The organism is Bacillus sp. FSL K6-3431 (genome assembly GCF_038002605.1).
GTDB lineage: Bacteria > Bacillota > Bacilli > Bacillales > Bacillaceae_C > Lederbergia.
The window spans coordinates 42,262-62,769 of record NZ_JBBOCT010000001.1 but is presented as its reverse complement, the minus strand read 5'-3'; the positions used below and the strand labels follow the sequence as shown (position 1 = coordinate 62,769).

Annotated in this window: 18 protein-coding genes and 1 riboswitch; of the genes, 3 read left to right on the top strand and 15 right to left on the bottom strand. The window is 35.0% G+C overall.

Features of this window, described 5'->3' with window-relative positions; translation table 11 throughout:
* Positions 1–5 precede the first annotated feature (5 nt).
* The 7 genes from deoB to MHB53_RS00275 form a co-directional block, all read right to left on the bottom strand.
* Positions 6–1,199: a phosphopentomutase gene (deoB, locus tag MHB53_RS00305; protein WP_340914887.1), complete on the bottom strand. Its 1,194-nt coding sequence runs from the start codon at positions 1,197–1,199 to the stop codon at positions 6–8.
* A 124-nt stretch (positions 1,200–1,323) separates the two neighbouring features.
* A complete protein-coding gene (xerD, locus tag MHB53_RS00300; protein WP_340914886.1) occupies positions 1,324–2,217 on the bottom strand; it encodes a site-specific tyrosine recombinase XerD in 894 nt (297 codons plus the stop codon).
* Between the two features lie 6 nt (positions 2,218–2,223).
* Complete coding sequence (locus MHB53_RS00295) at positions 2,224–2,451, bottom strand: YqzK family protein (protein ID WP_340914884.1); 228 nt, start codon at positions 2,449–2,451, stop codon at positions 2,224–2,226.
* Between the two features lie 283 nt (positions 2,452–2,734).
* Complete coding sequence (gene fur, locus MHB53_RS00290) at positions 2,735–3,205, bottom strand: ferric iron uptake transcriptional regulator (protein WP_340914882.1); 471 nt, start codon at positions 3,203–3,205, stop codon at positions 2,735–2,737.
* Positions 3,206–3,638: 433 nt separating this feature from the next.
* Positions 3,639–4,286: a stage II sporulation protein M gene (gene spoIIM, locus MHB53_RS00285; RefSeq protein ID WP_340914880.1), complete on the bottom strand. Its 648-nt coding sequence runs from the start codon at positions 4,284–4,286 to the stop codon at positions 3,639–3,641.
* Between the two features lie 282 nt (positions 4,287–4,568).
* Entirely contained in the window at positions 4,569–5,732 is a 1,164-nt protein-coding gene (locus MHB53_RS00280) for an endonuclease Q family protein (RefSeq protein WP_340914878.1), read from the bottom strand.
* Positions 5,732–6,283 (bottom strand): NUDIX hydrolase, encoded by a 552-nt coding sequence (locus MHB53_RS00275; RefSeq protein WP_340914877.1) that lies wholly within the window; start codon positions 6,281–6,283, stop codon positions 5,732–5,734. Before MHB53_RS00275 ends, MHB53_RS00280 begins: the two co-directional genes overlap by 1 nt.
* A gap of 348 nt (positions 6,284–6,631) precedes the next feature.
* Here MHB53_RS00275 and MHB53_RS00270 point away from each other — a divergent pair, with 348 nt between their 5' ends.
* Positions 6,632–7,558 carry an aldo/keto reductase gene (locus tag MHB53_RS00270; protein ID WP_340914875.1) on the top strand — a complete coding sequence of 309 codons (927 nt, stop codon included), beginning with the start codon at positions 6,632–6,634 and terminating at the stop codon, positions 7,556–7,558.
* A gap of 121 nt (positions 7,559–7,679) precedes the next feature.
* On the top strand, positions 7,680–8,009 hold the full coding sequence (locus MHB53_RS00265; protein ID WP_340914873.1) for a helix-turn-helix domain-containing protein: 330 nt from the start codon (positions 7,680–7,682) through the stop codon (positions 8,007–8,009).
* A 125-nt stretch (positions 8,010–8,134) separates the two neighbouring features.
* Here MHB53_RS00265 and MHB53_RS00260 read toward each other — a convergent pair whose 3' ends face one another.
* The 6 genes from MHB53_RS00260 to MHB53_RS00235 form a co-directional block, all read right to left on the bottom strand.
* The gene (locus tag MHB53_RS00260) at positions 8,135–8,266 is read right to left on the bottom strand and encodes an anti-repressor SinI family protein (protein ID WP_340914871.1); all 132 of its coding nucleotides are present in this window, start codon (positions 8,264–8,266) and stop codon (positions 8,135–8,137) included.
* A gap of 29 nt (positions 8,267–8,295) precedes the next feature.
* Positions 8,296–8,384: riboswitch (cyclic di-GMP riboswitch) on the bottom strand.
* A 206-nt stretch (positions 8,385–8,590) separates the two neighbouring features.
* Positions 8,591–9,307: a metallophosphoesterase family protein gene (locus MHB53_RS00255; protein ID WP_340914869.1), complete on the bottom strand. Its 717-nt coding sequence runs from the start codon at positions 9,305–9,307 to the stop codon at positions 8,591–8,593.
* 134 nt (positions 9,308–9,441) lie between these two features.
* Positions 9,442–11,604 (bottom strand): right-handed parallel beta-helix repeat-containing protein, encoded by a 2,163-nt coding sequence (locus tag MHB53_RS00250; protein WP_340914867.1) that lies wholly within the window; start codon positions 11,602–11,604, stop codon positions 9,442–9,444.
* Between the two features lie 262 nt (positions 11,605–11,866).
* Positions 11,867–12,511, bottom strand: coding sequence for a hypothetical protein (locus MHB53_RS00245; RefSeq protein ID WP_340914866.1), 645 nt, complete (start codon positions 12,509–12,511; stop codon positions 11,867–11,869).
* 118 nt (positions 12,512–12,629) lie between these two features.
* Positions 12,630–12,779: a paeninodin family lasso peptide gene (locus MHB53_RS00240; RefSeq protein ID WP_340914864.1), complete on the bottom strand. Its 150-nt coding sequence runs from the start codon at positions 12,777–12,779 to the stop codon at positions 12,630–12,632.
* A 160-nt stretch (positions 12,780–12,939) separates the two neighbouring features.
* Positions 12,940–14,736, bottom strand: coding sequence for an ABC transporter ATP-binding protein (locus MHB53_RS00235; protein WP_340914862.1), 1,797 nt, complete (start codon positions 14,734–14,736; stop codon positions 12,940–12,942).
* Between the two features lie 593 nt (positions 14,737–15,329).
* On the opposite strand from MHB53_RS00235, the gene MHB53_RS00230 reads away from it, so the two are divergent.
* Positions 15,330–17,381 (top strand): right-handed parallel beta-helix repeat-containing protein, encoded by a 2,052-nt coding sequence (locus tag MHB53_RS00230; RefSeq protein WP_340914860.1) that lies wholly within the window; start codon positions 15,330–15,332, stop codon positions 17,379–17,381.
* A 174-nt stretch (positions 17,382–17,555) separates the two neighbouring features.
* On the opposite strand, the gene MHB53_RS00225 is transcribed toward MHB53_RS00230, so the two are convergent.
* Positions 17,556–18,644: an acyltransferase family protein gene (locus MHB53_RS00225; protein WP_340914858.1), complete on the bottom strand. Its 1,089-nt coding sequence runs from the start codon at positions 18,642–18,644 to the stop codon at positions 17,556–17,558.
* Between the two features lie 124 nt (positions 18,645–18,768).
* Positions 18,769–20,298, bottom strand: a complete 1,530-nt coding sequence (locus MHB53_RS00220) for an oligosaccharide flippase family protein (RefSeq protein WP_340914856.1) — start codon at positions 20,296–20,298, stop codon at positions 18,769–18,771.
* Positions 20,299–20,508: the final 210 nt, after the last annotated feature.

Below are 20,508 nucleotides of genomic sequence, written 5' to 3'. Positions count from 1 at the left end.
CTACACTACCCCTTAACCTTTAAATTCTCTAGAAAGCTTTCTCCTGCCCCTTGCCACTTTATATTAAAATTGTCCGCAATCGTCGCTCCTACATCGGCAAATGTTTTACGAATCGGCAACTCTTTACCTCCAGCAAAGCTTGGCGAGTACACGAGTAAAGGTACATATTCTCTTGTGTGATCTGTTCCGTGATGGATAGGATCATTACCGTGATCTGCTGTTATGATCAGGAGATCATCTTTGCGTAATTTAGGCATTAACTCAGTCATTCGTTCATCAAATTCTTCTAACGCTTTCCCATATCCAATCGGATCCCGTCGATGTCCAAATAAAGCATCGAAATCAACTAGATTAATGAAACTGAGACCAGTAAAATCTTTATTCAGTATATCGATCCATTTATCCATTCCATCCATATTTGAAACTGTTCTTACGGAATCCGTAATACCCTCACCGTCATAAATATCATGAATTTTACCAATTGCAATCACATCTAAGCCCTTATTCATTAACTCATTCATTACCGTATTATCAAATGGTTTAAGCGCATAATCATGACGATTTGCAGTCCGTGTAAAATTGGCTGGCGTTCCGATAAACGGTCTTGCTATGACTCGTCCTACTTTATATTCTTCAGCCATTGTCAATTCCCTGGCCTGCTCGCATATTTGATATAACTCTTCAATCGGTACTATATCTTCGTGCGCAGCTATTTGTAATACAGAATCAGCGGAAGTATAGACAATTAATGCACCCGTTTTCATATGCTCTTCGCCAAGCTTGTCAAGAATTTCTGTCCCACTTGCGGGAATATTCCCAATAATAGAGCGGCCCGATGCTTCTTCAAGTTGTTTAATAAGTTCGTTTGGAAATCCTTCTGGAAATACTTTAAACGGTTGACTTGTGATAAGGCCCATCAATTCCCAATGACCAGTCATTGTATCTTTACCATTGGAGGCTTCCTGCATTTTCGTATAATAAGCAAGTGGGTGTTCCGCTTTCTCAATTCCTTTGATTTCCCTAATATTTGAAAGGCCTAATTCACCTATATTCGGCATAGTTAATCCATTCATTTTTTCAGCAATATGCCCTAGTGTATCTGCACCTAGATCACCAAAGCTTTCAGCGTCTGGTGCCTCCCCTATACCTACCGAATCAAGTACGATTAAATGAATTCTTTTAAAAGTTGTATCTTGCATTAAAATGCCTCCTACTTGAATAAGATCGTCTATCTATTATCATACCCATCCCTATCATAGAAAAAAACCGCAGCTTGCGGTTATATTTACCTTTATTCCTATTGATGTGGATCAATGCTTGTACTTAAGCACGTGGATGATATTTTGTATACACATCTTTCAATCTTGTTTTCGTTACATGCGTATATATTTGCGTTGTGGATATATCAGCATGACCTAACATTTCTTGCACTGCTCGTAGATCCGCACCATTTTCAAGCAAATGGGTAGCAAATGAATGACGTAACGTATGAGGTGTCAATTCCTTTTCTATCTTTATTTCAGTTGCAATCTTTTTAATAATCTTCCAATACCCCTGTCTCGTTAATCTATTTCCATGGTGGTTAAGAAAAAGAGATTCGGTTTTATATTTAGCACTTCTTAGCTTTGGTCTTGATTGCTGCAAATACGCCTCAATGATCTCAGTCGCATATGTTCCAATCGGAATAATTCTTTCCTTATTTCCTTTACCAATACAACGGATAAATCCCATCGTCAAATGAACAGAATCAAGATCAAGGTTAATAAGCTCACTGACCCTCATCCCCGTTGCATATAGCACTTCAAGCATAGCACGATCACGTAAACCGATCGGCGTTGCTGTATTTGGTGCTTCTAATAGAGATTCTACTTCAGAAAAGTTTAGTACCCTTGGTAAGTTTCTTTCTAATTGCGGTGTTTCGATATGAACGGAAGGATCCTGTTCCACAGCTTTCTCCCGAAGTAAAAATTGATGAAAAGAACGGATTGATGCGATGTGGCGTGCAAGCGTCTTCGCTGATTTCCCTTGTTTTTTTAGATATCCTAAAAAATGTACGATATGAACACGCGAAACTTCATTGAAGGATTTTAGCTGTTCCACTTGCTGCATATATTGAAGATAATGCTTTAAATCACGTTCATATGAAATAATCGTATTTTTAGCCAATCCTTTTTCCACAATCATAAAGTGACTAAAATCCTGTAACTGATCATGCATTGAACACTACTCCCCATTTCGGTAAAAAAGCAGTAAACGATCAAACCAGCCATTTTCTTTATTTCCAATTGACTGAAAAGCCTTTACTGCAGCTCCTTCCGGCTCATCATAACGCCGATAATTTTCATACTCTTGATTTATCCACATGATACCATAATAAAAGAGGACTGTGCATCCTGTAAACAACAAAAATAGCCGCATCGATTGAAAAAAAACTTGTACCATTCTTTTCATTTTTACCATTCCTTTATGATCATACTAGTTTAGTTGTTATCATCATATGCCCAGTCCTACTCATATTATTCAATTATTTACGGATAAACTTTAGAATCGTGCGCATTCCTGTGGCGGTAGAATGATTTTATTAAAATAGTATCAAAAAGTAATGACTAACACGACATGCGGAACCTAAGTGAACTCGTTTCAGCAAACTGAAACATCGGGAAATCAGGTAGGGGTTTTAAACCCCTAAAGAAAGACCAAGATAAAAAAGCCTTCCTTTTTCGAGGAATGGCTTTTATTCTTGATCTTCTTCATTTTTATTTTTGGGTTTATCATGACATCGCCAACAAATACCATGGAAGGTTAGCCTATGATCTTTAATTATAAAATTCCAGTCACGCTCTACGACTTTTTCGACATCGCCTAATAAATCATCTTTAATTTCATCTACAGAACCGCATTCAATACAAACTAAATGATGATGAAAATGTGCGGCACCTTCCTGACGAAGATCATATCGAGATACACCATCACCAAAATTAATTTTATCAACTACCTTTAATTCAGTTAAAAGTTCTAATGTCCGATAGACTGTTGCTAAACCAATCTCTGGCGACTTTTCTTTAACTAATAGGTATACATCTTCCGCACTTAAGTGATCCTCTTCATTTTCAAGCAACACCCGAACCGTGGCTTCACGCTGGGGAGTAAGCTTATAGCTTGCAGAATGTAGTTGTTTCTTTATTCGATCAATGCGACTTTCCATACGTATGTATCCTCCCTCGCCCGCCACTATCCACTACATTATAGCAGATGCAAGGGCATAATCAAACTAAAATGATTATAAATAGGAAGTTATAATTATTGTAATCGAAAGGCTATTAGTGCGTGTTCAAAAAAGTGCCAAATTAGAAACAAGAAGTTCGAGGCGAGAAGGTTTTGAGGATCTGACTTGCACAGGATGTGCTGACTTCTGTGTTGCTCATAGGACGTGAGCGAACTTAACAGAAGATCCTTCCTATAGCTGTGAGAACCGGACTTGCACACGACGTGCTGACCTCTGTGTTGCTCACAGGACTTTAGCGATCTTAACAGAGGATCCTTTTCCTTAGTAGAAGCACCTAATCCGCAACGAAGAAATTCGCCGTTTATCATTTGATGACTTTTTGAACTTCCTCTATTAAGCATTAATTTCAGCATCATTTGCTAAAAGAAAGGATGATCGATTTCATAAGAACTGGCGCGATATATGCTTCAATGCATGCCGCAACAACTAAAACTGCTACCGCTGTAATATAAACCAAGATATATTTAGAGAAAACAGGAGCAAGTTGGAATGTTAGGTTTTTCCTGAAAAATATTTTTTTAATGAGCGTTATTGATAGACCAATAGAGCATGCACCAATAAACATAATTACTGGTATGATTAATAGATTTTGTGGGAGCAGTGATACAAATGATAGAAGTAGTCCATTCCACCCCATTTGATTCACGAGGAATCCGACCGAAAAACCGACCACAATACCTTTAATAAATATTAATATAAAGATAAGTGGAAATCCAATTATCGATATACCTAATACCCACATCAGTACGGTAAATTTAATATTATGCAATAAACTTAGTTTAAACAATTCCTCTGAAGGGACAGTCTTACCATCCGCTACCTTAGAAAAGTATTGGTTTAAATAATAAAACAGATCATCTTTTTGAGGAGCCGATAAACTATTTACAAGTATTGCTCCAAAGATAATCCCCATTAAAAATAACACCATAATAAATGCATAGATAGAAGAATAGTCCCGGATATGGTTAGTAATAATATTAGAAGAGAGTCGATTGCGCATCTTTTACTTCCCCCTGTTCAGCGATTATTACATGTTATGTGGGACAAGCAAGAGATATGACAGAAACAAATACGAAAGCTCGCGATAGGGAGCTCCTAAAGGGTATACACTACTAACCTGATCTACATCCAAAAAAGCCTCGTCCGAGTGGAGACAATGGGATTGGCCACATTATGGCCCCTAGGCAGTTTTTTAGTGCAATAACAATCTATCTTAAACCTAAGGACTATTTTAAATTTACATTGTCCACAATCTATAGCAAACAGTGCATTCCTTAGAAACTTACCGCTTTACCTTACCATATTTCCCTCCACCACCAGCAGAGATTTGGAGAATACCAGAACGAGCTTTACTTATCATCTTAGCCAATTCCGGATTTACTGTATCCATTAAAGCCTTCTCACTGACGTGATGTAAAATATTCATTTCCGTTCCGAAATGATCAAAAAGTTTTTCCAGAGTCTTTGGTCCAAGCCCCGGTATAAAATCTAATGGCACTTGATGAATGTACGGTGGTCTTTTGGGCAAATCGTTTGCAGCTACTTTCGCTAATTCTTGAATTCGTTCAGATACGCCTTTCGTAAATTTATCTAATCCGCAATTTTTGCAAACATCCGAATCCTTAAGCATAAAACATTTAGCGCATGCTGTTCGATAATATTTCCCTAAAAATGGATCAAGCCCGTAATTCGTTTCAATATAGTTGCCATTTTCATTTTGTAACGCTCGTGCCAATGATTGAAAAGTAGGTGAATCCAGTTGTATTTTCTGATACTCTCTAGCAATTTTCGCTAAAGAATGAGCATCAGAATTAGAAACAAATGTATACTGATGTAATTCTGGTATCTTATCCGCCATATCTGTATTAGAGCTGAGACCAAGCTCTACTGCATCTATTAGTTTAGGGTTCAAAACTTCAGTAAGAGATTGGATAACACCTTTCCCAAATAAGCTCTTAAAGGGTGTAAATATATGAGCAGGTATAAATAAACCACCAAGCATTTTCACCTTTTCTTGCAATACTTTGGCATCTTCATACATTCTTTGTGTACTTAGTTGATTATTCGTCACACGCTTGGACAGCCATTCAGAAAAGGCTTTTAGAGATGTCAGGCCCGGAAAATATGCTAAAACATGGATCGGCCCGTTACAACGGTGATCATATACTTCTATTTCGCATCCAGGTATGAGGGTCACTTCATTTTCAAATCGAAAACCACCGCCCTCCATCTCCACAAGTTCTCCGCTTTCTAAAAGCCCTACCATCTCCATAATCACTTCTGGCGAATGACAATCAATAACACCGATTAGATCTAACCCCTTTGGAAACTTGGCTGTTTTTAAAATATTCGTTAATGTAAGATTGCGGGCAGCTGTAATTTTTACCGGTTTATTATTAAATGTCCTTCCAATGTGAACATGGAGATCCGCGAAATAAGCTGTCATTACACATGCATACCCATTTTTAGTTGTAAATAAAGAACAGCATACGCTGTTTTAGCATCATAAATATACTTTTCATTCACAAATTTTACCGCCTGTTCTAATGTAATTTCTTGTAGATCAACAAACTCATCTTCATCCCCACTCAGTGGATTTTCTACCTTATGTAAATCAGTAGCAATATATAGATGAATCAATTCATCTGCAAAACCTGGAGAAGTATAAAAGGAAATGAGATGATCGAGTTTTCCCGCTCCATAGCCTGTCTCTTCTTCTAGTTCACGTACCGCTGATAACTCAGGATTTTCTCCAGGCTCAAGCTTTCCCGCAGGGATTTCAAGTAGTGAACGTTCTAGTGGTTTGCGATATTGCTCTACCATGACGATCTTATTTTCTGCTGTTAATGCAATAACTGCAACTGCTCCAGGATGTTTTACAATTTCACGTTTAGCAATATTTCCGTCTGGAAGTTCCACTTCATCTACTTGTAAACTGATGATTTTACCTTTGAAAATTTCTTTTGTACTTATTGTTTTTTCTTCAAATTTTTTCATTCATCTTCCGCTCCCTTATTGAATGTATTCCCAATAATCATATATTTTATCATACAGATGTTTAAATAGGATGTTCAAAGAGTCACCAAATGATAAACGGAGAATAGAATTACTACGTTGGCAATTAGGTTCTTTTACTAAGAAAAGGAACCTCTGTTAAGATCGCTCACGTCCTGTGAGCAACACAGAGGTCAGCAAATCGTGTGCAAACCCGACCCTCAAAACCTTCTCACCTCGAACTTCTGGTTTCAATTTTGGCACCTTTTTCAACACGCATTTAAACATTAACTTTGGATTAATTCTTGTTTTCCGTTAATATAGAGACAAAGTATGGAAAGGTGTGATGGTGTGGAAAAGAGAAAACTTGGTCACTCGGATTTAGAAGTTTCAACATTGGGACTTGGCTGCATGTCACTTGGTACGGACGAAAAAAAAGCGGTTAAAATAATCGAGGCTGCAATAGATGAAGGCGTTAATTATTTTGATACAGCCGATTTATATGATTATGGCGTGAACGAAAAAATAATTGGGCATACACTTTCGCAAAAACGGGATCAAGTAATAATCGCTACGAAGGTAGGCAACCGCTGGGGGAAAGAGAAGAATGGCTGGGAATGGGACCCTTCCAAAGCTTACATAAAAAAAGCCGTCAAGGATAGTCTCCATCGCCTTAACACTGATTATATTGATCTATATCAACTTCACGGAGGAACAATTGACGATCCGTTTGAGGATACAATAGAGGCGTTTGAAGAACTGCGCACAGAAGGACTAATTAAACATTATGGTATTTCTTCTATCCGTCCTAACGTCATTCATAAGTTCGTTAAAGATTCTTCAATTATTAGTGTTATGATACAATATAGCTTGCTTGACCGCAGACCCGAAAAAATATTGGGTTTATTGAAAGAAAATAATATTAGTGCTGTCACAAGAGGTTCTGTTGCAAGAGGCATATTAAGTGACAAAATGCTCGAAATGATTGATACTGACAATTTTCCTGAACAAAAGTATCTTGATTATTCAAGTTTAGATATTAAAGATTTATTAAAAAGTATTAAAGAAAAAATGCGCATGGGCCCACGAACATTAAATGAGATTGCATTACAATTTAATTTGGCGAACGAAGCTGTTGCAGCTGTTGTGACTGGGGCTAGTTCTGTAGAACAATTACAGGATAATGCACGAGCCGTGTGTGCGTCACCACTTACAAATGAGGAATTGGCCTTTTTAAAGATGATTACAAAATCGAAAACATATACAGAACACCTGTGAATCATGTTCAAATTCTGATTATTTTTACTACCAGTACAGTATAAATAATAAGTTTTGTTCTAAATATGAAACAATTCTTCGTTATATGTTATAATTCGCTGTAAGGATGGTGAAATTTCACATGATTGGCGAACGAATACAAAAATATCGAAAGCAAAAAAATATGTCATTATCAGAATTAGCTGAAAAAGCTGGAGTGGCGAAATCTTATTTGAGTTCTATAGAACGAAACATCCAAACAAATCCCTCCATACAATTCCTTGAAAAAATTTCAGCAGTATTGGACATTCCTGTAAATAACTTGCTACATGGTGACACTGATAGTGCTCATTTTGGACATTTAGATCAGGATTGGGAATCGCTTGTCCGTGAAGCAATGGATTCCGGGGTATCGAAACAAGAATTCCGTGAATTTCTCGAATTTAACAAATGGAAAATTAAAAATAAATAAAAATAAAAATAAAACGTTTAATGACTTATTAAGGTCATAGAACGTTTTTTATTTATAGCACTTTCGTTCAAATTATTAACTTTTCTAATAAAGAGTGAAGATTAAAGTAAAGTTTTTCACGATTCTTAGTTTTTATCGCCGTATTTCTTCAAAAATTTCTTCACTTCTTCTTTATCTATTCCTAAATATTTAGCCTCAAGCATTAGCCACATCCACTCTCTATCTAGTCCTTCAAGCACCCCTTTTACCTCAACCACATTCTTCCCCCCAAAATACGTTACGTATTAAAGGCAATCCAGCCATCTTAGTGTGCGATCATACCTTAGACCTGTGACTTTGCGTCCCCAATTTTCAATGAGTTTGCCTTTTTCTATGTCTAGCGAACTAATTAATCATTCCCATACATGTATCTTACAGTTAAATTTTTATTTTCTTGTTATATTTTGTCGCTTAAAAAAATTATTTACGCAAGCTTTTCAGAGTAAACCTGACAAAATTATATATTTATTGGTAGTTTGGCACCGTTTTCTCTAAAAATGCTAATTTTAAAGATTACCGTATATTTTTATTTTATAAAATAATTATAGTTTTGCATTTTGTAATACATTAGTCATGATTTCAACATTAGGATAGTCAGATTCTCGAAACTGGTTGATCACTTGATCCACATCATAATCGACTCTCACAATAGACGTTTGCACCTTACCATCGTTAATATCAACGATAGAATAGGAAGACATATTCAGCCCATCAAACGGCAACCCAACACTCCCAATATTGATTAGGCACTTGCCATTTATATACCTAATATAAGGTTTATGAATATGAGCGTATATGTATACATCAGCTTCATTGATCATCAATTTCTTGCTCAAACTATCGTCACTTTCGAATGGCTGAACGACTTCAAATAAATTATTTGGAGTCGCATGGAAGATATGAAAATTAACTCCTCCAACTTCAAACGTTAATTCCATTGGAAGGTTTCTTAAATATTCGATACTATCCTCATTTAATTGTGAAAAAGTCCACTCACGTTCTTTCGTCATTATTCCTAAAGCCTGATCTGGTACCTCACCTTCTTTTAATCCACGTACCACCCATTCGTCCGCGTTTCCTTTAATAACTTTACAGTTTAGAGATCTAACCAAATCAAGTGAACGCTGCGGCTCAGGCCCGCGGAAACTAATATCACCTAGAACAAAAATGGCATCAACCTTTTTTTCTCTTATATCCTGTAAGACTGCATCTAAAGCAATAGCATTGCCATGGATATCTGAGATAAAAGCAAGTTTCATAAAAAATCCCCATTTCATTTTTCATTATATTCTTTCACGTGAATCAAATTGGTTAACTCCCTATCTATAGGTTAAATTCTTTAAAAAAACTAAAATCCCTCCATTATTTTCTCCTTTAGGAAGAAGCATCCTTATCATTTTTGCATAGTTTTATTATTATTTTTAATGTCTTTTGATGTCAATTTTAATGTGGCGTTATATAATTTATTATCTTGCACTAGATAAGCTGGTGCATTTGTGCCTGCATTAAAAGTGTCCACGCCTATAACAGAACTTTTAGTATGGAGTTCATTTCCCTTAATCATCACGCCAAACACATCAGTAGCTTTCGGTTTCCCGTAAGGACCAATTTTAATTAGTGGAGATTTGCTAATACTACTTTTTGCTGATACCATGCTATCCAATAGTTCAAAATTCTCGGCACCTGAAACGTAGATTGCAGCCCCGTACCCGATGTTTTCTGTAATTTCCAGTTTAGAGTTTTTAAGGGTGACTTCCGGCTTCCCATACAAACTATTAATCGTCAGCAGGTTTTCCTTGTCCTTTACAACACAATCGTCTAATACGTATGAACCAACACGATTAATCGCCAGACCCCCCGCCTCGAAAGAACATTGATTATACGTACCTGCAGGTAGAACGGTCCCTTGCCGATCACTATCTTTTACTGTAAGTCGCTCGTAGACACTTTGGCTGTTCCCCATTCCTAAAATGAGATCCTTGCCTTTCGTATTCGCTTTAATCGCTACATCCTTTAAATATACTGCTTGATCCTCAATATATAGGATTCCAGGACGAACGCCGTTATGCTCAATGCTTATATTAGATATCTTTTGGCCGTCTTCATTTCCTACACTTAGGCTTGCATCCACTAATGTGGAATTGCTAAAAATGATATTTTTTCCAAGGAGTTTTACACTACCATTCTTGAATTGGTTACCTTCTGCTTTTGCATTCCCCGCATATAAGGTTAGTCCCGAGCCAATAAAGTTGTTATCGTTTACAACTACTTCTCCCCTAAAACCTTTATGGGCGTGTACACCGATGCCTCCTTCAATATTTTGTTCAAAATGGTTATCTTCTATAGTTACATTTTCTCCATAAGCAAGAACAATTTGAATTTTATTGTCAGTAAAAGTATTTCCTTTAATGGTCGTGTTTTTCCCAGGAAAAAACCCTGGTTCAATATCAATACCACTTTGTGGGGCGGTTCCATTTGTGTGATGAATATGGTTGTTGATGATTTGCACCCCATCCGAACCAACCAAGCTAATACCTTGCCTTCGATTGTATCCAATATCAGAGTTCATAATTGTAACATTTTTCGAAATGTCAACAGTCATCCGATTCACTTTAACCTTTTTAATTGAAGGAGCTTCAAAAACAGCTTGAAAATAATCGGCTTCACTTGGGATTATTGATTCACCCGAAAAGAATTTTATTTGTTTATCTGCTTTGATAAAACTTCCATCTTTTCGATAATAATATACATCTACCTTACTTCCATCTGTAATTCCTTCTGGAAGCCAGAAATGAATATTCTTAAATGTTTCGTATGCAGGATTGTCAAAATGGCTGACTTCTCGGTTATTAGTACGAATCTTTCCTTCGGCTTTCACAGGTTGTCCCTTTTCATCAATACCCCCTAACTCTAAGGAACTTTCTGCAATAGTGGATCCCGTAACATTGGTTCCGCTCACAATAATCCCATCCCCTGTGAACTCTTTCGTTTTCACCCCGTCAATTACTACATTCTCGGCTCCAACGATTTCAATACCATTCCCCCATTCATGCGTTCCTCCAGTATCAGGACCCTTTTTTGAGTAATCATGATGATCACGATCCCCTAGAAAAGTTCCCCCTTTGATCGTAACATTCTCTACGTCTGGACCAATGTAAAGAACGGAATAAATTTCAAATTCATTAGCTTCCTTTTGCAGGATCGTCTTTTCATTCAAATGCAAATCCATGTCACTAACCATATTGATTCTTGATTCAGAATCCCTTTGTTTTGTTCCTTTGGCAATGAGATATGTTCCATTCGGAATGTTAAATGTTTTATACCCGTTTTCCTTCGCCCATACAAGCGCAGAGTTGATCCCTTTAGTCGTTTCTAGCGGATGGGTTCCATCGTTATGCACACCCCATCTACTTAGCTCAAGCTCATAGACCGGGGTTTTTACAGTACTTTTTGTATCCGTCTTTGTTATAGCTGTCGTTTTAAAAGCAGAATTGACCAGAAATACTGCTCCGATCATAAATGCCAACACTGCCGATATAATAATCCACTTTTTCATCTTATCACTCCCTGAATAAAGGATTTCTATCATCAGTAATATTTAATCTTTTTTTATTTAAAAAAAGATAAACTTTTGTGAATTTGGAGAGTACTACACTGAAGTATTCATTTATCTAAAAAACTAGACTATTTATTCTCACCTTAACCTTTGTCAAGATTACTATTTAATTATATTCTTGTTGATCGGTTTTCTCGTATCAATCTTGCTTTATTTTGCAGACGTTGCTCAATAAATCCACTTCTAAGAGTTGTTTTATGATCTAGCGACTAAACAGCATTCTATAGATGCTATTTAGTCGTCTCAATTTTAGAAGGAGGAGTTTAGTATGAGGATGCGTTTGATATTTATACGGGGATAACTTATTTTCAAACAATACTCTTACTGTTCTTTCATCGCGCATTAGCTTCTCCACATCGAAAACAACTGGTATTAGAGCGGTAGTTGGTCCGACAAGAGCTTCACCTTTCTGCTCAACGCCTAAACCAAACGAGATTCGTAGCATTCTAAAAAAGCGCTTTTCCATTAATCCAATATAATATTTAGGATTATTTCTGCTTGCGTGATCATAAAATACATCCATAAAGTTTTCAAAATAGCCTTGCCGATGATAGTCTTTATGAAGACAAAGTTTATCAATCTCCCAAACTCGCTTTTGGTGTGCCTTTATCTCTTCGAATTCAAAAAAGCGACATCGACCTTCTACAGTACTATCTGGATTTTTTGGATCGTACGGGATGAATTCAATCGTTCCGATAACAATATTTGGCTTATCAGGCAAGAGCAGATTGTATCTGATACCATTTTTCGCATACGGGTCATTATACCATCCATACATTTCGCAAAAGTATTCCCATGTATGCTCAAATTGCTTTTGTTGTTGCGATGATTTTACTTTTTGATACATACTTTATAACCCCCTTGATTTATATATTACATTTGGACTGACAACCACATCTGTAAAAAAGCCCCTATACTTTTTAGTTTATAAGGGCATGGAGTTATATCATTACAATATTTTAAGATTAGCTGTCAAGGCCTGGACCTGGTGGATCAGTTGGATCAGTTGGATCAGTCGGATCAGGATCTGGCTTTGGATCTTTTGGAGGCCAAAACTTCATCGTCTTATTGATATCGAGTGTCTCTAATTCTGGTTTTTTCCATGCTTGTTTCATTCATATCATCCTTTCAAGTTTTATAATCTTACTGTAAAAACTAATATTATGTACGTCAGTTAGCCAAACATTATTAACAGAATAGCTAACTTTTCGTACTTTAAAATCAGCTCACCTCCTTCAATTATTAAAATAAATATGTAGCTTATTCTTAAAATTCTTAACGAACAACCTCCATCTGTCTTCCTAACAACTTACTGAATACATTTCCTTTTTCTTGTGACAGTTGAATGAATCCTCCTTGCTGGATAATTTCGCCTTGTTCCAAAACAATAACCTTGTCTGCATTCCGAATGGTCGACAAGCGGTGGGCAATGACAATAATCGTCATTTTCCCTTTTAATCGCTCTAATGCTTCCTGAATTTTGCCTTCACTTTCAGTATCAAGCGCACTTGTTGCCTCATCTAACACAAGGATAGACGGATTTCGCAAGATCGCCCTAGCTAATACGATCCGTTGTCTCTCGCCGCCGGAAAGCTTTATTCCTCTATCACCTATTAATGAATCCAAACCATTCGGAAGCCTCACTACAAATTCAGCAGCCGATGCAAACTCTAACGCTTCCATAATCTGTTCCTCACCTGCATTAGGCATAACCAACAGTAAATTTTCACGTATACTGGCATTAAACAAAAATGGATCTTGTGGAACATAACCGATCGCTCTTCTTAAAGACAATAAATTTTCCTTTGTTAATGGAGCTCCATCAATTAAAACCTCGCCAATCTCTGCTTGATTCAGCCCCATCAGTAAGTCAATCAAAGTACTTTTCCCAGCACCAGATTTCCCGACAAAGGCGGTCATCTTATTCGCCGGAATGACCATATTAATATTTTTCAAAGTAAAAGTTTCCCTGTTTTTGTTATAGCGAAAATGTATGTTTCTACATTCAAGCGCCTTCACCATTTCAATTGGTCTAGCATTTCGATCAATTTTTTTTTCATATTCCGTCGAATTTAGACATTCCATTTGAAGTGATTTTACTGCTTTAAATGAAGGCAACGTTGTGGCTAGTTGTTCCAATGAAGCTTGAATTCCAGCTACTCTCGGCCATAAACGGGAAAATATGATAATAATTAACATCAATTGACCTGCCTGAGCATGGAACAATTTCACAGAAACCAATATGAAAAGAGCCATAAATAAAGCGGAAGCGATTTTATAATATAATTGCGAGCTCATCTTCAATTTCATATATTCTATTTGCTCCTGTTCCATTTTCTTCGTCACCGAATGGAACCACTCCATTCTCGATTCCTCTAACGTATTACTTTTAATATCTTTAATTCCATTTATTTGATCGGTTATCCCCGCAAGATAGGTTTTGCCTAATTCATAATTTCTTTGTCCCAACGCTAGTGATTTTTTAAGAAATTTTCGATTTATAAAGACAATCAAAACTCCGGAAAGCAAAACAAAAATTGTGATTTTTGCTGATAACCACAAAGCGAGACCAATTTGAATGAGAGTAAAAATAAGCGAAGCCATAAATTGTAAAATTGCACTCGTTCCTCCGCTTGTACGAGTTACCTCTGTTAAAAGTAAGTTAATAAGGTCAGATTTTCTCTTTTTGATAAAGAAATCCCAATTAGAATGAATCACTGCCCCGTAAGTCACTACACGAATATGCCTTAAGAAGCCATTCTTAATAATCGTATTTCGAACCATTATTTGTTTTTCCACAAAATTATGTAAGATGACAATCAATACGTAAATTCCCAATATAAGCGGCAACCCCACAGCACCAGAAATATTTTGCAAAAAACCAAACATATTCGCAATAGACGATGCTTCTATTCCTAAGTCGACAATTCCAATCATACTTATCATAGGAATTAGTAATAAAAGTCCAATTCCATCTAATAATCCAATGACAGTCATCGCCATTAGGTTTATGTAAAGAATCTTTCCCGCGAATAAATGAATTTGTTTTAAAAAATATAAAAGATCTTTCAAGATCATATCCTCCTAGATAATGCTGTTTTTCTAGTCATTCAAAGCATGGTTAAACTGGATGACGAGAAAGTTCTTTGAATATCAATTATCAACACCCTAGCATTAAAGGATAGAGTTACGATTAGTCGCTCGTCCATTTCACATCAAAAGCTACTAAATTAGGACTTTCCTATCTAATTCTATGTACATACGTCCCTTTAATTTTATTCTTTATAAAGAACAAAAAGGTCATAAAACACCTAACACTGACAATTTACTTTAAGTCTCCTTATCTATTATCAACACATTTAAAAATAAAAAACAACCTGCGATATCGTTCTTAATAAAGAATAACTATTACTAATATATAGGCTATTTAGATTAGAGTCAATAGCTATTTTATTAATTGAAACTTTCTGCAAATTAACTTATAGATGTTGAAATTGATGATCACAACGCAGAGGATCAGCCCTTACTATAAGTAAATTATTGAATACTATTTAATAAGGGGTGGCCAATCAGTCCGACCATGATCTTTAAACTAATTAATTGGAGGATAAAATAATGAAAAGGGAAAAATTAATTCGCCAAGATTATGCAAGAAGTGACCAATTATGGCCGTAGGTACCTATTTAATTGAATTAATACGGTGGAATATTAAAAACAACGCAACTGATGCTGTTAATACATCTAAAGGTTTAAACGACGCCTTAGTATGGGCATCTCAGGAAGGCTGTTCGGAGGTTGTATTGCCCGATGGTATCTATTTAATCGATGAAAATAATCCGATCCAACCGCAAAGTTATATGACATTCAATTTGGGTGGTGCTACTTTAAAAATAAGGGATAATAGCTTACCTAAATATGCCATTGTCTTATTTCAAAACGATCAGCAATATGCAAAAATTACTAATGGTAAAATTGAAGGCGACCGATATACTCATAATTACTCTAGCGGAGGTACCCATGAATTCGGTGTAGGTGTTGAATTAAGAAATGGAGTGGAATATATCACGATTGACAATCTTGAAATCTACAATACTACGGGTGATGCTATTATTGGTATTACTTCATTCGGCGCCATCGGTGGAAGTTTTCCAGAGCTCGCGGGGAATATGGAAGCAGGTGGAGTGAATACATCCAACGGAACTTTAACCTCTGACACGAATCGCATTCGTTCAAAAGTAAACATACCAATGATCTCGCAAATAACAAATCTCGGTTACTTCGGGCTTTACGGTGATAGTTACGGAGGGATAGGTAAAGAAATTACAACGAACACATACGATGTAGTCTTCTATAAAACTGATAATACCTTTTTATCATCAAAAACAGATCTTCATTTCTTTGATGAGATAGAGGTTCCAATTGGTGCCAGCTATGCCAAGGTCATATTACATCAAGCATTTATTCCTTCCGTTTCAGGAAATACCATTTTGATCCGAACTCCGGAATTCCCAAAACATGTGTATATTGAAAAATGTAATCTCCACCACTGTCGGAGATTAGGCATAGCCATTTGCGGAATGAAACACTGTTATATAAGTGGGTGTGAAATCCATCATATTAGCGGAACCGCACCTCAGGGAGCTATTGATATAGAAGATGGTTATGATTTAAACCAATATATTTTCATTGATGGTAATAATATTTACGACAACAACAGCTATAATATTATAGCTGTTGCAGGAAAGTATATAACCATCACAAATAACCGAATTCAGGATGGGATCTTTACAATAAATGCAGGTGTCGATAAAGCAATTGTGGAAAAAAACTACTTTCATAATTGCAATCCTCGCCTAACGGGGGAGACACTGTTCTCAAATAACCAGCTATATAATTGTAGAATGCGTATAAATGGCAGTGGCCTTGCTACAATAGAAACTTGCTTCTTCCATAATAGTCCATTAAATGTTGGTAAAGAAAAAGCATATGTCGCACAAATCAACAATTGTAAATTCCTTTTCGATAATGACTTTACTGTTGCATCAACAAACCCAGGTGCACCTCTAATATTTAGCGCTGAACCTCAAAATATCTCAGACTGTATATTTGAGGGAAGTGGAGGAGAGGCATTTACGATAGTACCAAATGGGGCATATGATTGGATCTTAAACAATGTCTCTTTTATAAACATTAGACATAAGGAAAATAGAATCACACGTTTACCTCCTGGTGTCTATAATGGATGTAAATTCATTAACAGTGGCCGTCTGGGAGTAAAGTTTATAGGAACAAAAAGCAACTACGAATTTAATAATTGTCATTTTGAATGGGACTCATATACTCTTTTTTATATGAGCCAAGAGACTAAAATAGATATTTTCAAGCTGAGCAACAGTACTTTTCTAAATACTGTGAGTTCAGATTCCGCTTTCTATTTGACGGGAAACTGGGGAATTATTCAACTCGCGGATAATATATTCTATTATCCGGACGGAAACAGTAACTCCATGATAGAAATACGAAATACTGCTGTTGCAGATTCAATTCAAATTACTGGAAATAACTTCATCTCAAATGCAAAAATGACAGCAGTAAAAGCCGATAAGTCGCCCTCTATTACCTTAATCTTTAAGGACAATTTCCTAAAAAAGTCAAACATTCAGTTGCACGATACTCATATAAAATTTGATAATATTATTGATGATGCCCATGTTTAGCTTTACCTTTGGAGAAATCTCCTAAAATAAACTACAAAGAGACTATCGTCAATCCTAGTCTCTTGTAAATGAATCATTTATTTATCTCATTTATTATGCATTGAAGTGTAATATTGGTTAGTGTCACACCGATTAGTGATCGGTAATTAAACTAGAGAGACTTATTTTAAACAATTAAATTTTATAAAGTTTACCTACTTCCATATCATTATTTTTATACGTATTTTTTTTGTCGATCAGTTGATATATAGGTTTCGCCAATGCCTTTATAATATACGACGAAAAAACACAGAGAATTATAAGCCAAATGAATATAAAAAGTGGATATTTTGGTGCAAAAGTTAGTTCTTGAAAAACTGTAGAATAGAAAAACATATGCGTTAACCATATATTTGTGGAGTGATCGCTTATAAAATTCAATATCTTATGTAGTAATACATTCTTATCCATCATAAAATATAAACAAATAAAACCTATTCCATTGATTGGGGCTATAATTGCTGATTCAATTAATCCATGAAATATTATTATAGAAAGCAATCCAAGAAGACAAAGTGTATTTTTAAATTTGTAGCTATGAAATCTAAGATAAAGTTTCGTGTAAATCTTTTCTTTTGCAAATATTGAACCTACTATAAAAGAGAACTGAGATGTACCCAGTAATACAATTATACGAATTATTTCGACAGTTAACGGATGATCACCAAAATCTATTATACTTTTAAATCTTTGCACATATGCCAAGAAATATATAACACCTGAAATAAGAAATAAAACAAAAGGACTGTACTTATTTATAATTTTAATAAGAATAGGAGACACGAGAACAAATATTATATAAACCTGTAAAAACCACCATGCACCGTTATAAGAATTTGATAATCCAAAAAAATTAAGTGAAAATGTTGTTAAATCAGATGTAAATATTTGTTCTCTTCCAATTAGAAACCCCAAGGGCACAAAAATTAAAAAAACGATCCAATAGTTTACAAATAACTTTAATATTCTTTTTATATTTTTACCTATAACAGATCCTTTATGGTTATTAATCATTATAAAAAAGGCATAACCTGTAACAAATAAGTATATTGGTCTACATGCATCACCTATTAATCCGATATAATAGACTAAAGGTACGTCGTTAATTAAGGGAAATGTTTCGTAAAGTCCGTTTACATCCTTTCTAGCAAAAAGATGTAGTAAAACCATTAATAAAATTCCTATTCCTTTTAATATTTTTGTATCATTTTTTGATAGCTCCACAGATTATCCCTCTCTCCTCAGTATATACATCTTATATAATTTAGTGAACTTTTATATAGAAAAACTTAGACGTAGTTTTCATTCCTCATGTGTCTGCTAAGACATGGGAGTTTTAACAACCCATTTAAGCATGATTACCTCTAAGCCTACGAGTTATTCTTTTAACAGGAACAATTATTAAGTCCTTTTCATAATTATTCATGCCCGTAATCCATATTATAAAAATATACACTAGAGAAAATACAAAAATTTTAATAAATAATAAAGTCCAATAATTAGCAATTATTTCTCCGTTTAATGTAAAACCGTACAATAAACTAATTATAAGTGGTGTACTCAAAGATAAGATGTTAACCCAAAACTCAGGTATGTTTATACTGATTTTCTTCCAATAATATATATTAATAATAACAATATTCCCTATAGTAAAAGAAATAGCTGTTGCAATAGCACACCCAATAACTCCCCACCATTGAACAAATATCACACTCATAATTACATTAACTATAGCGACAAAAATGTTAATTACAGATTTGAACTTTTGCATATTTTTTGCTTGTAGTATTACCCCACCCATACTTTGTATTAGCGAAACTAACATAGGAGCAAGTATAATAACGGCTATTATATATGATTCGCTATATTCCAAGCCTACCCATAAATAAATAAACTCCTGACCAAAAACAACAAATCCACTTAATGCGAATGAAATTATAATATATTGAACTCTCCCTATTCTTATAAATAACTCCGATAATTCTTGATCTGTTGCCTCCTGGGTTACCATTGTTGATACTTTACTTAAAAACACATTTGATATTGCAGATGAAAAACCGGAAAAGTAACCTGTAAAAGAAACACCTATAGTATAAATTGAAACAGCAATGGTTCCACTATAAATTCCAAGTATGACTTGATCAGTTGACCAATATAATTGGCTTATAATTAAATTTAAAAATATATAGAATGAGAATATTATTATTTCTTTAAACAATCCTTTTTCCAACTTTTTAAATATGATCTTTATTTTTATTTTTTTAATGCAGAAATAAATATTGATAATAATTGTTATGAAATTTAATAAAGTGATTATTAACGCCATGGTAATAACACCGTATCCCATTATTAAAAATGGTAATATTAACAGAGGGCTTATTATGGAACTGATTATAACTACCGTCTTTTGGAAAACAAACTTTTCATGCGCCAAAATAATAACACTAAACATTCCTAATCCTATACCAATAGATATGTTAACTATCATTATTCGCATGATTATCTTAAGTGTGTGAAGCTCAGCAATACTTAATGAGTTAGAAAAAAACAAATCTGCATTTAAAGTCAGTATTATTCCTGCTACTAGTGCAATTCCACCTAATACTCCATAAATGATAAAAAATAACCCGTATAATTTTGAGCAGCCTTGCTCATCATTTAGCGCTTTATATTTTGCCGAATATCGAATTAATGCATTACCTAATCCAAAGTTCAAGACACCTATGAATCCAGAAGTTGCGCTAGCTAGACTGTATAATCCATATTCTGATTGACCAAGTAGACTTAACATAATAGGTGTATATATAATTGAGATTGCGCTATTAATAAATAGTGCTGCATATGATAATACTGCACCAGCTTTGAGTTGATTTTTCATACTATAACCTTCTATACTCTTTATTTAATTAAAAATATGTTTTTTATCAATGCAATCGAATTTTCACTACTGAATAATCATAAAACATATTAATAAACGGATTTATTACCTTATAAACAAACGTCAACGTCTATTGAATCACACCTCTTTTACAAAAGAAAAGAGCACCTCAATTGAGATACTCACAATTCAGCAGTTTATTCTAATGCA

What these genes read in the sequence shown, in the direction of transcription:
- fur (WP_340914882.1), bottom strand. Translation starts at nt 3,205, where the DNA reads ATGGAAAGTCGCATTGATCGAATAAAGAAACAACTACATTCTGCAAGC.
- xerD (WP_340914886.1), bottom strand. Translation starts at nt 2,217, where the DNA reads ATGCATGATCAGTTACAGGATTTTAGTCACTTTATGATTGTGGAAAAA.
- MHB53_RS00240 (WP_340914864.1), bottom strand. Translation starts at nt 12,779, where the DNA reads ATGAAACAAGCATGGAAAAAACCAGAATTAGAGACACTCGATATCAAT.
- MHB53_RS00295 (WP_340914884.1), bottom strand. Translation starts at nt 2,451, where the DNA reads ATGAAAAGAATGGTACAAGTTTTTTTTCAATCGATGCGGCTATTTTTG.
- spoIIM (WP_340914880.1), bottom strand. Translation starts at nt 4,286, where the DNA reads ATGCGCAATCGACTCTCTTCTAATATTATTACTAACCATATCCGGGAC.
- MHB53_RS00265 (WP_340914873.1), top strand. Translation starts at nt 7,680, where the DNA reads ATGATTGGCGAACGAATACAAAAATATCGAAAGCAAAAAAATATGTCA.
- MHB53_RS00250 (WP_340914867.1), bottom strand. Translation starts at nt 11,604, where the DNA reads ATGAAAAAGTGGATTATTATATCGGCAGTGTTGGCATTTATGATCGGA.
- MHB53_RS00220 (WP_340914856.1), bottom strand. Translation starts at nt 20,298, where the DNA reads ATGAAAAATCAACTCAAAGCTGGTGCAGTATTATCATATGCAGCACTA.
- MHB53_RS00275 (WP_340914877.1), bottom strand. Translation starts at nt 6,283, where the DNA reads ATGAAAAAATTTGAAGAAAAAACAATAAGTACAAAAGAAATTTTCAAA.
- MHB53_RS00230 (WP_340914860.1), top strand. Translation starts at nt 15,330, where the DNA reads ATGGCCGTAGGTACCTATTTAATTGAATTAATACGGTGGAATATTAAA.
- MHB53_RS00245 (WP_340914866.1), bottom strand. Translation starts at nt 12,511, where the DNA reads ATGTATCAAAAAGTAAAATCATCGCAACAACAAAAGCAATTTGAGCAT.
- MHB53_RS00255 (WP_340914869.1), bottom strand. Translation starts at nt 9,307, where the DNA reads ATGAAACTTGCTTTTATCTCAGATATCCATGGCAATGCTATTGCTTTA.
- deoB (WP_340914887.1), bottom strand. Translation starts at nt 1,199, where the DNA reads ATGCAAGATACAACTTTTAAAAGAATTCATTTAATCGTACTTGATTCG.
- MHB53_RS00280 (WP_340914878.1), bottom strand. Translation starts at nt 5,732, where the DNA reads ATGACAGCTTATTTCGCGGATCTCCATGTTCACATTGGAAGGACATTT.